This window comes from Lacticaseibacillus daqingensis (genome assembly GCF_003946115.1).
Taxonomy (GTDB): Bacteria; Bacillota; Bacilli; order Lactobacillales; family Lactobacillaceae; genus Lacticaseibacillus; species Lacticaseibacillus daqingensis.
Window position 1 is genome coordinate 22,046 of the sequence record NZ_RHOH01000016.1, and the last position, 13,675, is coordinate 35,720.

Consider the following 13,675-nt stretch of genomic DNA (forward strand, 5'->3'; position numbering starts at 1 on the left):
GAATGCAATTACTTGGTGAAGCGGTTTTCAAACAGCGGGGAAACCGGCTTGTTCTCCTGGATGCGCGTGATGGCGCGGCCCATCAGTGGGCCGACGGAAACGATCACGAGCTTTTCCATCTTCTTGTCTTCCGGCAGGTTGATGGAGTCGGTCACAACGACCTGGGAGATCACGGAGTTGGTCAGGCGTTCAACGGCCGGACCGGAGAAAATGGCGTGCGTTGCGGCCACAAGCACTTCGGTGGCACCAGCATCCTTGAGGGCTTGAGCGGCCAGGGTGATGGTGCCGGCCGTGTCGATCATGTCATCGATGATGATGCAGCGCTTGCCGTCGACCTTCCCGACGATGTTCATGACTTCAGCCACGTTCGGGCGTGGGCGGCGCTTGTCGATGATGGCGATCGGCGCCTTGAGGAATTCGGCCAGCTTGCGCGCCCGGGTCACGCCGCCGTGGTCGGGGGAAACGACGACCGTGTCATCGTTGGCGTAGCCGTTACGGATGAAGTAATCCGCCAACAGCGGGGCGCCCATCAGGTGGTCAACCGGGATATCGAAGAACCCTTGGATCTGCGCCGCGTGCAGATCAAGCGCCAGCACACGGGTCGCGCCGGCACGTTCGAGCATGTTAGCCACCAGCTTGGCCGTGATCGGTTCGCGGGAGCGCGCCTTGCGGTCCTGGCGGGCGTAGCCGTAGTACGGCATCACGACACTGATGGTGTGCGCGGAGGCGCGCTTCAAAGCGTCGATCATGATCAGCAGTTCCATCAGGTTGTCGTTGACCGGCGCCGAGGTGGACTGGATCAGGTAGATATCATCGCCACGAATACTTTCTTCGATGTTGATCTGAATTTCGCCGTCGCTGAACCGGTTCACGGATGACTTCCCGAGTTCAACGCCCACTTCCGCGGCGATCTTAGACGCCAGCGGCTTGTTCGAGTTCAAGGCAAAAATCTTCAACTTTGGGTCAGAGTAAGGCATGGTTTCCTCCATGAGATTAAGTTTGCATTCCAACTAGGTTGCGCCGGAAACGGGCGAGGCGCCACCAGTTCCAAGCACTCATAGTTAGATTATACCAAATAATTCGCAAATCGGCGGGGATTTACCCGGTTTCTTTGCAAATCGCCACATTCCCCGGCCTCACCGGCTTCACCCACCCACCGCAGGCCCGGGCAAGGCTGAATTGCCGCGGATTTTCAGAAAACATTGCAGTCAATGAAAAAGGTGGCCCCGTGCATGGGGTCACCTCAGTGGTGTTACTTATTCCATTCCGGGTCCGTTGCTAGTGGCGTGCGGTCCCAGAAGTTTTCCTTGTTGGTCTGGCGCGCCCGCGCGATCCCCATCGCGTGGAACGGCACGTCTTCTGTGATTGTCGAACCGGCCGCGATGAAGCTGTGGTCCGCGATCGTCACCGGCGCCACAATGTTGGCGTTGGAGCCCACGAAGCTGTGATCCCCCACCGTGGCGTGCCACTTCTTGACCCCGTCGTAGTTGACGAAGACCACACCGCAACCCACGTTGATGTCGGTGCCCAGCGTGGCATCACCCACGTAGGTCAGGTGACCCACCTTGGTCCGCGCGCCGATGGTGGCCTTTTTGACCTCGACGAAGTTACCGATGTGCGCGCCTTCGCCAATATCGCTGAGCGGTCGCAGGTGCGAGTTGGGGCCGATGTTCGAGCCCTTGCGCATGATCGCGTCCTCGATCGTCGAGCTTGTCACGGTCACTTGGTCTTCGATCGTGGCGTTCACCAGCTTGGAGTGCGCGCCGATCACACAATCCGCCCCAATGACGGTGCGGCCCAGCAGCTGCACGCCCGGTTCGATGACGGTGTCCGCCCCGATGACCACGTCCCGGTCGATGTAGGTGGTGCTTGGGTCGGTCAGCGTCACGCCGTTTCGCATGTGCGCGGTGTTGATGCGCGTCTGCATCACGCGGGTCGCGGCGGCCAGCGCCACGCGGTCGTTGACGCCCATCGACTCCTCAAAATGGGTCATCTTGTAGGCCGCGACGATCGCGCCGGCCTTCTTCAGGATCTCGATGACATCGGTCAGATAGTACTCGCCCTGCGCGTTGTCATTAGTGACCTGGTGCAGCGCCTTGAACAGCGACTGGTTGTCAAAGCAGTAGACCCCTGTGTTGATCTCGTCGACCTCGGCCTCTTTGGGCGTCGCGTCTTTTTGCTCCACGATCTTCTGCACGGTGCCGATCTCGCTGCGAATGATCCGCCCGTAGCCCGTCGGGTCCGGGGCTTTGGCGGTCAGGATCGTGGCGGCCGCGCCCTTGTCGCGGTGGTACGCGAACAGCTTCTCGAAGGTGTCCGCCGTCAACAGTGGTGTGTCCCCGTTGGCGATTAGGGTCATCCCGTCTTTGTCGCCCAAAAGCGGTTCCGCCTGCAACACGGCATGGCCCGTGCCCAGCTGCGTCTCCTGCACGACATAAGCGCTGCGGTCACCCAGCGTTTCCTCCACGGCTTCGGCGCCGTGTCCAACCACGGTGACCACTTCATCCGGCTGGGTCTTCTCGACTTCCGTCAGCACATGATCGACCATCGGCTTACCGCACACCGGGTGCAACACCTTGTAGAGCTTCGACTTCATGCGCGTGCCCTTACCCGCGGCAAGGATGATCGTGTATTTTCCAGACATGATTGTAGGACTCCCATCTTGATTGTTGCGCGTCCCCGCGCGTTACTCAACTATCATAAGCTACCGCGCGCGCGGGTGCAATCCTCACGTTCTTGTAGACCAATTCCTTAACCAAAACAAAAAAGACACGGCGCGCGTGTCTTTTGTCAGCTAGACCTTATGTGGATCGATGGTGCTGACCTGCTTGGTCTTGGCCCACACATCATAAAAGTAACGGTTATCCCGCGTTGCAAACTCCCACAGGAAGTTGACGAGCAAGAAACCGGTGATGAGGCCAAAGATCCCGGTCAGAATGAAGTTGATGTCGGTGCGGTGGAACTTGGAGAAGACTTCCCCAAAAAAGTAGTTGAACGCCCCCAGGCTTTGGAAGGCCACCCCATACAGTAGCACCTCGCGCAGCACCAGCCGCCAGAAGCGGACCGGACTGCCATCCTCGTTCACGATCTTGATTTTGACCAGCGCCTTCCCGGGCGTCTGACCGCCGGTGAACACTGGCCAGACGATGAAAACAAGGATCAGCGGCACCGCCGTTGCCAGTTGCACATGCGCAAGCAGACTGTCGCCGCCCAGTAGGTGCACCAGCAGGTCAAACAGGACCGTCACCACGCCCACCGCGACCACGTTATCGATGACAAACGCGACAAAGCGCCGCATCAGCGTGACATGCGTGCCCTTGGCAAAGCTGGCCGCATCCATCTCATCGCGTGACGGGAAGACACGCATCAGCCCTGGCGCCATCAGGCCACCCAGCACCCCACCGGTCGTGTTGAGGATCAAATCATCCACATCAAACAGCCGGTAAGGCCGCGGGTAGTAACCGTACAACCCAGACAGCTGCGTGAGCTCAAAGAACAGCGACAGGCCGAAGCTCATCGCGACAATCTGCCACAGCGGCCGCTTGAAGTAGTAGCGCAGGTACACGCCGAACGGGATCGTCAGCACCACGTTGAACACCGGTTGAATGAACCCCGGCTGCTTCATCGCCGCCAACCACGTGTGCGGGTCAAGCGGATTAAACACCGTGGTGTGCCAAAATTCGCGCAGCGCGGTGAACGGCACCAGGTTGTACCGCGGTGTCGTCAGCTTCGCAACACTCGCCACGCTGGGCAGCGGCAACATGATCAGAAAGTACGCGCTGATCAGGTAAAAGACGAACGTGTACAACACCACCGCCCGCCAAAACACGAAGCTCCCGTACCGCCGATACTGCGCGACCATGAACGGCAGCGCGAGCACCAAAGCGAGGAGCGGAAAGGCCAACACGGCCATTTTCACCGGGTAGAGATAGGCACTCATTCGCCCAGCTCCTTGAAGCGGGCCGCGTTTTTGGCCAGATAGTTGCCGGCCACCGCGTGCAGCGTGTTGGCCTTCGTGTCGACCTCGTCCACGCGGATCAGGCTCGTGTAGTCCGTCACCATCCGGTCCCCGGAGAAGTTGCCTTCCGCAAACACGGAAATCCCCACCAGGCTGGCGTCGAACTCGGCGATCAGGCTGCGCATCCCGTTAACGGTGCCGCCGCCCTTCATGAAGTCATCGACGATCAGGACGCGCGAGCCGGCTGGCAGGCTGCGCTTGGACAGCTCCATCTTTTCGATGCGCGCGGAGCTGGCGGACACGTAGTTCACGCTGACCGTGGAGCCTTCCGTGATCTTGGAGTCACGGCGCACGATCACGAATGGCACGTTCAGGTACTGGCTGACGCTTTGGGCGATCGGGATCCCCTTGGTGGCCACCGTCATCACGGCGTCAACATGCGCGTCCAGGTACTGGGTCGCGATCAAGCGCCCGATCTGGCGCAGGACGTCTGGGGTGCCGAGCAGGTCGGACAGGTAAACATAGCCCCCTGGCAGCAAGCGATCGGTTTCGGACAGCCGGTGTGCCATCTCGGTGATGAACCCCGTTGCCTCAGCCTCCCCCATGATCGGAATATACCGTACCCCACCGGCTGCCCCGGGCACCGTTTCAAGGATGCCGGTCTGCCGCTGGGCAAACGTGCGCCGAACGATCGCCAGATCCTCTGAAATCGAGGACTTCGCGGATTCGTAGCGCTTCGAGAAGAAGGTCAGGGGCACCAAGGTGTGGGGCCGCTCCAAGAGGTAGCGGGTCATGTCGATCAAACGGTCACTGCGCCGTACTTTCATAATAATGTTCTCCTAACTCCGAATATTTGGATTATCGTGCAGGTTAATGCTGCAATCTCCAATATTATATGGGATTGTTCTCGTAATTCCTAGATAAAACCGTAAAAAAAGCCTAATTGTTCGGCGAATTTGCAATTTTGGCCAAATATTGTCCAGCAATGTTGCATTTTTGTCTGAACCGCGCCCTGCCCAGTCGCTGACGCACGGCGCCAGCCGCAAAAAACGCCCGCATGCGCGGACGTTTGGCATTGCAGTTTCGCTGTGTGCGGCCGCTCAGTACGGATTATCCCGCGCCTGAAGCGGCTGATAGTCGCCGTATTCGACTTGGATGGTGACATGGGCGATTTCAAACGTGTGGCGGAGCTTGTGGCCCAGCTGCTCCAGGAACTGGTCGTTATTGCAGCTGGTGGTGCGCGTCACGTGCACCGTCAGGGCGACGTCTGTCGTGCCCAGCGCCCAAATGTGCAGGTCGTGGCACGCCGTCACAGTTGGAAAGGCTTCGATCAGCGCTTTCACCGCCGCCGTATCGATGGCCTTGGGCACTGCCGCCATCGCCAAGTTCACCGCGTCTTTGAGCAACCCCCAGGTGCTGGCTAGGACCACCAGGGCCACTAGGATCGACACCAGCGGGTCAAGCCACGCCCACCCGGTCATCAGCGTCAGCCCCCCGGCGATCACCACCCCCAAGGAGACGCCCGCGTCCGCGGCCATGTGCAGGAACGCACCGCGCACGTTCAGATCATGCTGCTGGCCGTGGTGAAACAGCAGCGCGGTGCCTCCGTTGACCAGGATCCCCACGCCGGCAACGGCCATCACCACGCCACCAGCCACCGGCTGGGCGTGGCTGAACCGCGTGACGGCCTCCACGATGATGGCGCCCATGGCAACCAGCAAGAACACGGCGTTGATCAGCGCCGCCAGGATGGACGAGCTCTTGTATCCGTATGTTCGCCGGATGGTCGGCTGCCGGCAGGACAGCCAGTCGGCAAACCACGCGATCCCCAGGCCCAGCACGTCACTGAGGTTGTGCATCGCATCAGCGATCAGTGCCACCGAGCCGATGCCCAGCCCAAAAGCCACCTCCGCAATAATGTAGCCCGCATTAAGGCCGATCCCCCACCGAAACGCTTGATTCGGTTTTGACTGTTTCATCTGCCGCCACCTCTTTCTGTCCCCTTCATTGTGCGGAGTCCCACAGGCAAAGTCAACCGCACTCAGCCCCAAGTCTGACGGCCAACCGCGCGATCACTGCTATAATGGAGGCACAAAACGGCAGGCGGGGGGCCGCTTGCCTTGGAGGAGGCACCATCATGCGAGAAGATGAACAACGGGCGCTGCGCTGGCTTGAAGTCTTTACCACGGCATTCGAGCAGACCGATCAGACCAGTGGACTCGCCCGGCAAGTCCTGACGCAGTTGCAAGACACTGATGCGTTGCTGGCCACGGACCGGTACTCGGGGTTTGGGTTCAACACCGAGTACGAGCGCTGTTTGCGAACCGTTACCCGCGCCCTCACGTTTGACGAACTGACGCTTGGCCCGGCTGCCGAGCAGCTGTGGCGCACCCACCCGATCCGGCTGGGTCAGCGCTGGGACCTCACCGACCCCGAGGGCCGCTTCGATCCGCCAGCAAGTAGCTATCGCCCCACCAAGCACCATTTTTGGCAACTGCGCAAACATAGTTGAGTTTAACCCGGCAGACCGACCAACCCCACAGTTTGGGTTGGCCGGCCTGCCGGGTTGGCTTGCAGGGGCGGCGCATGTGCGCACGACCCTGATCCGCTTCGTGGCGCGCACGCGGCCTCACTCGTTTGCCCGCAGCAAAAAAGCGGCATCATCCGCCGCTTTCCTAACCAAGTGTTCGCACGAGGTACACCTCGCGACAAAACCCCTTCATACTATTGTAAACGCGCTGCGCCCGGCTCGCCTTTTCACACAGGCCAAACACGGTGGGCCCGCTGCCTGACATCTGCGCTACGGTCGCGCCATACCGCAGGAAACGCTGCTTGAGCGCTGTGATCTCGGGGTGCCGGCTAGCCGTCAGCTGTTCCAAGCTGTTCGACATGCCACTGGCCATCAGTGCAAAATCATGCGTTTGGATCCCGGTCACCACCGCGGCCGTGTTCGGTCGCGGCATCGGCTGCTCGTAGTCGATCGCGTTCAGGATGCTCGGCGTCGACACCGACACCCGCGGTTTGGCCAGCACGACCCAGCAGCTGGGCATGGTGCCCAATGGCTGCACGACCTCCCCGCGGCCGGTCACCAAGGCCGTCCGCGAGTAAACGCAAAACGGTACGTCAGAGTCGACGGTCAGGCCGATCCGCGCCAGTTCTGCGTGACTGTAACCCAGTTGCCAAAGTTGGTTCAACCCCCGCAACACGGCCGCGGCATCGGACGAGCCGCCGCCAAGCCCGGCCGCGACCGGAATGTGCTTGTCGATGTGGATGCGGGCCCCAGCGGTCACTCCGGCGGCCGCGCGCAACGCATTGGCCGCCTGGTACGCAAGGTTCCGCGGGTCCTCTGGCAAGAAGCCGCTGTCCGTGGTCACCTGAATCGTTTTGGCTGGTTGAATGTGCACGTAATCGGCCAAATCGACGGCGGTCATCACCATTTTCCACTCGTGCTCACCGTCCTGGTGCCGGTACAAGGCATCAAGGCTGAGATTGATCTTGGCCGGGGCTTTCTGGATTATTTCCATTCCTACCACCAGTCTCTTGTTTTCCTTCAGTATACTGGTTTCGCAGCAAAAAAGACACGCCTTCTGGTGCTGGATCGTGCAATCCCGCCCAACCCAAAAGGGACGCCCGAGTTCGCGCCTGCGCGCTTCGGGCATCCCTTCATTAGCGTGTGACTAGTGGCGCCGCGACTTCACCGTGACCCCCATCAAGCTCAGCACCGCCACCAAGGCGCCCAGCAGGGCAACTTGAGGGCTAGTGGCCTCACCGGTTTGCGGCAGGGTCGCCTGACCCGATGTCTTGGCCTTGGCCTTGGCCGGCCCAGACGCGGCCAGCGGCGTTGCAGTGGCGGCGGCGCCCGCCTCGTGCGCCGCGGTGGCTTGCTGCCCCCCTTGCGCTTGTGCCGGGTCATCGTCATCTGCTTGCGGTTGCGTGGTCGTAGCTAAGGCCGCCAGATCCGTCGTGCTCAGTCCCAGTTCGGCCACCGAAAAGCTGGTCGTGGTCGGATCGACCACCAGTCGTAGCCCGGTGATCGCCCCTTCAGGCACGGCCACCCGCAGGATCTCCTGTGCCCCGGTGGTGGTGCCGACCGTAGTCCATGTGCCGTCGAGCTGGACCTGAAGCGTGCCTTTGACTGCGCCCACGAACGCCACCGACTTTGCATCGGTCACTGGCGTCAGTGGCGTGTTGGTGATGGTGCCGCTTTGAGTGGCATCCGTGAGCGTCCCGGTAAAGGTCGTGGCGGTTTTCCCGTCAAACACCGTGTCCGCGGATTGCCCGTCGACCCCGGTGAGGTTCGTGACGGGAATGCCCGCCCCCATGTCAACGGTGACCTCACGAACTTGGGGCCAGCCCGTCGTGGTGCCCTTCAAGGTGATGAAAACATATTGGCCAAACACCGGCTTGTCCAGCGTCAAATGGAAGTTGGCGGTGGCGGTCACTTGGCCAACCGCGACCTTATCGCTCCCATCCGCCTTCGTGCCCACCGCGATCGTGGCACCGGTCAGCAACCCGTCAGAGGTCTGAGTATCGTCTTTCCCCTGACGAATGAAGATCTGCTGCACCTCGCCCGGTTCATCGAGCTGATAAACCACGGACTGTCCAGAATGACCGGTCGTATTCGCCCAGAACTTCGTGTTGATGTCGCCATCACTCATATTTTCTGGCGCATTCGCGGCGTACTGCTTCATGTCGGTGGTCGCCGACCCGCTCAGTTGCGCCGTCCCGTTCGCGAAGGCGCGAAGGGCCAGCCAGTTGTCCAGGGCCGTGTTGGCCATCGTCACCTCGGCTTGGAACTCGCCATCGCCAATCGATGGGATCTTCGCATCGCCGCCTTTTCCCTTGAGGTCTGGCAAAACGGGTGCGCGTGCAGTGGCCGTGTCGCTGACGATCTTTTGCATCAGCGCGGCCATCGTTGCAGGCGCCGTGCGCAGATCGTGCGAGAGTTCAACCACCTGCAGCGCATCCAGCTCGACTTGCGCCCACTGGGAAGCGGCCGTGAGCCACGGCAAGGCATCCGTATAAAAGCCCGGCACCGCTAGCTGCTGCAGGCTGGTTGGCAGGTTCAGCAACGTCGTTAAATGAGTCTTCAGGGCGGTGAACGCCTGCGTGTACGCCTCAGTGCCGTAGGTCGCCTGGTTCAACGCGTCAACAAGGCCAGTTAGAATCGGCGCCTTGGCTTGGCCCGTCCCAGGTTCCCAGTTCTGATTCAGATCGACGAATGCGCGCAAGGCGTCCTGCGTCGTCGCATCAGGCCCAGCCAGGGTCTCAACGGTCGCGGTCATCGAAGCCTGCCCATCGTACCCACTAGCGTTCCACATGTAATCCCCAAAACTGCCGACCCCGATCCAGCTGGCGTACGGTTGAGACATCGGATTGGCTGTGAATCCGTCCGTGACCTGATACAGATCGGCTGCCCGCCCGTTGACCGGGTTCAGGTACAACCGGTTCGCATTCCCATCGTTGACCGGGAAATTGTCCCAGATGAGCAGGTGGTCGGTGTTGTAAGCCGTTGCCGCCTGATCGACTGAATCCGCCGTGATCTTATCGGAAAACGTGCCCGTCCCCGTCCACTGCACCCGGATGTTGGGATCAAGGGCGTTGCCCAGTGCCGTTTTGTACGTGCTCGTCTTCGTCCCGGTATATTCCGTTGGCACCATCCAAAGGGCAGGCAGGCCATTAGCTTCAATGTACGTTTTTTCCAGCCGGTTCAGATAATCCGCCTGCGCCGCCGCCAGTGACGAGAAGTGGCTGGCGTCCGCCGCGGTCATTGTGGTTGGAATATCGTCCAGCGCAATGTAAAACTGGGTGACCCCCACGGCACGAAGTTGGTCAAACTTGGCGATAGTGGTCGCCAGATCTGCCGCGCTTGAGTAGGTGATGTCATTCCCGGGTGATAGGGCGAACACAAAGGCGATGTGGTCATTCTTGGCCGCCGTCACGAGGTCCTGGATCTCCGCCAGCTTATCGGCCGGATAAAGGGCCTTCCAGTCATCCCGCAGGTAACTGTCATCTTTGGCCGAGTAAATGTAAGTGTTCATCCGGTGCGCGGCCATAAAATCAAATAGGTCCTTGCGCGCCTGATCGGTCCACGGCGTACCGTAAAACCCTTCGATCACCCCACGAACACGCATCTCAGGCGACTCGTAATCAGCCACCGTGCTGAGGTCCGTCTTGGCCTCCGCGCTGGCGATCACCTGATTCAAGGCATAAAACAGCCCGGTGGCGTCTTTTCCTTGAATGGTCAAAACAGACTGGTCGCCAAGCATGCCCGCTTTGATCAGATACCCCTCATCGTTCAGCGTGGTGACCGCTGCCCCGTGTAGCGCTGCGACCGCATCGCTGACCGCCGTGTCCGCGGCAGTTCCAATGAAGATTTGATCAAAAGTCGCTGCATTGGCCTGCACCGCGGCGACCGCCTGATTCGCCAAGTCGGCCGTGGCCGCATCCACCTGCGCGCCGATGGTCACGGTGCTCGTCGTCGCCGCTTTCACCGGCGGAGTTTGTGCTGCGGCCGCGGCGGCAGTCGCCACCGCCCCATCCGGCGCTGCGTCTACCGCGGGATCTGCCGGATTGACTGCCGACGTTACCGCGACCGCTGCGGTCGTGGCTGCGGAAGATGCTGGCGTCTGCGGCGCTGCCGCAACCGGCTCGATCGCGGCCGTTGCATCATTCCCAACAGGCTGCGACGCGGTTTCCGCCGACGTGTTTGCAGGTGTTACCGAAGCCGCAGTGGTCACTGGCTGTGATGTGGCCGAATCGCGCGCCGCCGCATCCGTCGCAGGCGCTGTCTGATCCACCGCTGCGGTCGACGTCACATCCCCTGCGGTCACCGCGCCCGTATCCGCGTAAACCACCGCCGGGGCGCCTGCCGTGAACAACGTCACAGCACCAAGGGTGGCGATCCCCGCCACAACCCACTGACGTCCAGCCTTGTACATCTTATAATGCCGTTTTTGTTCTTGCATCTCAGTGTCTCCTCCTTTGACAGCCACACCGAAGCATGCCGTCTACCCGTGTTATCATGACTCGATCGCGCACCAGAAAGTGCGTTCATGGTTTTCGTTCGCGCATCGCCTCCGGTTGAACCATCGCTGGACTGGCATCACCTCAACCCGTGGGCAAAATGCCCAGCCTGCTCTGGTTCGTCGAGCTGCGTGGCGCATAAGGGGGCGGTCTTTCTACGCATGTCAGGTTGTAACTCACTGCGCTCGAACAACCTGATCAAATTCATCCTGCCACTCGCGCCTAAGTACGGGCGCAAGCGTCAGGCTGCCATCGTCCAACCCTTATAACCGCGCCACTTCGCTCTGGTATACAAAAACCACCTGCGTGCGGCAGGTGGCTGAACGGGGAAGTTGTGTTTGGCTATGCGTGCCGCTTCTTATAGGTCACAATGCCAAGCACCGCAATCATTGCCACAGCCAAGAGCCCAATGCTAGTCATTGCGGCAAACTTCGCATTCCCGGTTTGCGGCAAATGCCCCTTCGTGCCGGTCTTCTTCGGCGTTGTCGTGCTGCTGGCGCGGCTTGAGGCACTGCTTGAAGGATTGCTTGACGACTGGCTCGTCGCGCTCTCCTGACCCTGGCTGCTGCTTGAGGCACCCGCGGCCCCTGATTCCTGAGTCGCATCGGTCTTGGTCAGCGCCTTGATCGTCACCGTCTGATCGATGACCCCCTTGGTGCCCGTGGTCAACGTCAGGGTCTGCGCAGCATCCGTCATTGGCAGCTCCAGCTTAACGGCGCCTTCACCACCGACTAACGTTTGCGCAACCACTTTGCCCGTAGCATCCTTGGCGTAGATTGGCTCGCCGAGCAGCTGAAGCGCATCAGAGTTCGGCACCGTAGCGGTCACGGTTGCCGTCTTGGCCGCTTCATCGTAAGTCACATCGTTGACCGCGATCTGGTTGACCTTGATGTTATCCGTGGTCAAAAGGCCCAGCTTGCGCTTAAGGCTCAGCATCCGGAAGACGTGGGTATCAATTTCGCTTTCCTGAATGCTCCCCGCCTTAACGGCATCAACGATCTGCGGAATGGCAGTCGCATAGTCGTTGTTCATGATGCCGTCGTTACCGGCTTCGACCGCCAGCACGTCGACCGGTGCGTTGTCGTGGTTCTTAGCGAACGTCGTGATCGCACCCATCCCTAAGCCATCAGTGATGACCACGCCATCGTAACCCAGCTCGTCACGCAAAACGCCGTTAATGACCTTTGGCGACAAGGAAGCTGGGAAGTCAGGATCGACGGCCTCCATGACGATGTGGGCAATCATGATCGAGTCCACCCCGGCCTTGATCCCCGCGCGGAATGGCAACAGGTCTTCATTTTCGAACTGTTCCTTGGTCCGCTGAACAACTGAGAAATCCGTGTGCGTGTCAACCGCTGCCCCATACCCTGGGAAGTGCTTCAGCGTTGCGGCCACGCTCGTCTGCCATGCCGGCACGACTTTCGAGATATAATCCGCCGTCGTCTGATAGTCTTGGCCTAACGTACGCTTAAAGATGAACGCGGACGTATCGGTCGTGCAGTCAGCATCTGGCGCAAAGTTCCAGTTGACTCCCAAGTCGCGCAGGATCTTCGCGACTTCGGTTGCTTCTTTGACATCCGCATCGATGCCCCCCTGTGCGTAAAGCTCCTGCGGGGACGGGAAATCACGGTAGTTCGACACGATCGGGTTATTGCTCAACCGCGACACCGTGCCCCCTTCTTGGTCAACCCCGACAAACAGCGGCAAGTTGGCCGCATCCTGGAAGCTCTGCAGCTTATCCTTGAACTCCTGAGCCGTATCGACACTCTCAAAGTCTGCGCCGTAAACAATCAACCCACCCAGGTTGTACTTTGCAACGTCTGACCGGACCTGGTCATTGTCTTGCGGGGTCCGAGAGACGAACATCTGGCCCACTTTTTCGGCCAGTGTCATCTGAGAAATGTACGTCTTGATCTGCGCATCAGTTGGTGCCGATGACGGTGTCGTCGACTCAGCCGCATGCACGGTTGTTACATTGAGCCCACCCGAGCCCAGCAGCAGTCCCACACAGCCGAGCAGGCTGATGGCCGCTTTGGAAATCTTTTTCATTATAATTGCCCCTCTCAAAACACTACCCAAAAAAATTGCGCTTGGATTATCCCCATCCAACGTGAATACTATCACGAATCAAATTGAGATGTAAGCGGTTGCTCAAACCGCTCAGATAGGCCAATTTCGTTGAACAAAATGCATCACGGCCTATTTAATTCGGCGAAAAGTCAGTGACACATTGCGTCTACCTGAAAAAATTAGTCCCCCTCGTCCCAAAACAAGTCTATACCAATCGTTAAATTATTTTTTTTATTAAATCTCGACGCGCCGGTCACGGATCGCTCGACACGCCCCGGCCGATCGCCTGTTTTATCAGCTTTTTACACCGATTCCACGCCATGGGTCACAATTGCTGTCGCCAGATGAAGGCCGCGTTTCGTGTGTCGTCACGATGGGAACAAATTTTACAACTAATCAAAATTGTTCCTACCCTACGATAGGTTCCCCACCAATTCGCGGAGGCGGTCGGGTGCGCGGATGTCCACCGAGTCGTCTCGGCCGCGGCCCGGCTACTTCACGGGTCGCTTTTCCCCACCGTACGCTCGCCACTTTGTTCTAGGGCGACGGATTTACAATGTAAGTGCAACAAATTAACCAAATAGAAAAGACTCACAGCCTGAGTCCTTGTAAAATGAAATC

General features: G+C 59.6%; 9 protein-coding genes. 1 reads left to right on the plus strand and 8 read right to left on the minus strand.

The genetic code is table 11. The features are described 5' to 3' along the window. Nucleotides 1–8: 8 nt before the first annotated feature. The 5 genes from EKM88_RS12430 to EKM88_RS12450 all read right to left on the minus strand — a co-directional run bounded on the left by EKM88_RS12430 (nt 9) and on the right by EKM88_RS12450 (nt 5,937). Entirely contained in the window at nt 9–977 is a 969-nt protein-coding gene (locus tag EKM88_RS12430; RefSeq protein WP_125706648.1) for a ribose-phosphate diphosphokinase, read from the minus strand. 275 nt (nt 978–1,252) lie between these two features. Further along, the gene (gene glmU, locus EKM88_RS12435) at nt 1,253–2,644 is read right to left on the minus strand and encodes a bifunctional UDP-N-acetylglucosamine diphosphorylase/glucosamine-1-phosphate N-acetyltransferase GlmU (protein WP_125706649.1); all 1,392 of its coding nucleotides are present in this window, start codon (nt 2,642–2,644) and stop codon (nt 1,253–1,255) included. 150 nt (nt 2,645–2,794) lie between these two features. Further along, nucleotides 2,795–3,940: a VanZ family protein gene (locus EKM88_RS12440; RefSeq protein ID WP_125706650.1), complete on the minus strand. Its 1,146-nt coding sequence runs from the start codon at nt 3,938–3,940 to the stop codon at nt 2,795–2,797. Further along, the gene (gene purR, locus EKM88_RS12445; RefSeq protein ID WP_125706651.1) at nt 3,937–4,785 is read right to left on the minus strand and encodes a pur operon repressor; all 849 of its coding nucleotides are present in this window, start codon (nt 4,783–4,785) and stop codon (nt 3,937–3,939) included. Before purR ends, EKM88_RS12440 begins: the two co-directional genes overlap by 4 nt. 273 nt (nt 4,786–5,058) lie before the next feature. After that, nucleotides 5,059–5,937, minus strand: coding sequence for a cation diffusion facilitator family transporter (locus EKM88_RS12450; RefSeq protein WP_125706652.1), 879 nt, complete (start codon nt 5,935–5,937; stop codon nt 5,059–5,061). 158 nt (nt 5,938–6,095) lie between these two features. Between EKM88_RS12450 and EKM88_RS12455 the strand changes: the two genes are divergently transcribed. Further along, on the plus strand, nt 6,096–6,470 hold the full coding sequence (locus tag EKM88_RS12455; RefSeq protein ID WP_125706653.1) for a hypothetical protein: 375 nt from the start codon (nt 6,096–6,098) through the stop codon (nt 6,468–6,470). Nucleotides 6,471–6,633: 163 nt separating this feature from the next. On the opposite strand, the gene ispE is transcribed toward EKM88_RS12455, so the two are convergent. The 3 genes from ispE to EKM88_RS12470 all read right to left on the minus strand — a co-directional run bounded on the left by ispE (nt 6,634) and on the right by EKM88_RS12470 (nt 13,033). Then, nucleotides 6,634–7,482 (minus strand): 4-(cytidine 5'-diphospho)-2-C-methyl-D-erythritol kinase, encoded by an 849-nt coding sequence (gene ispE / locus EKM88_RS12460; RefSeq protein ID WP_125706654.1) that lies wholly within the window; start codon nt 7,480–7,482, stop codon nt 6,634–6,636. Between the two features lie 153 nt (nt 7,483–7,635). After that, a complete protein-coding gene (locus EKM88_RS12465; protein WP_125706655.1) occupies nt 7,636–10,926 on the minus strand; it encodes a beta-N-acetylglucosaminidase domain-containing protein in 3,291 nt (1,096 codons plus the stop codon). Nucleotides 10,927–11,326: 400 nt separating this feature from the next. Continuing rightward, the gene (locus EKM88_RS12470; RefSeq protein WP_125706656.1) at nt 11,327–13,033 is read right to left on the minus strand and encodes a glycoside hydrolase family 3 N-terminal domain-containing protein; all 1,707 of its coding nucleotides are present in this window, start codon (nt 13,031–13,033) and stop codon (nt 11,327–11,329) included. Nucleotides 13,034–13,675: the final 642 nt, after the last annotated feature.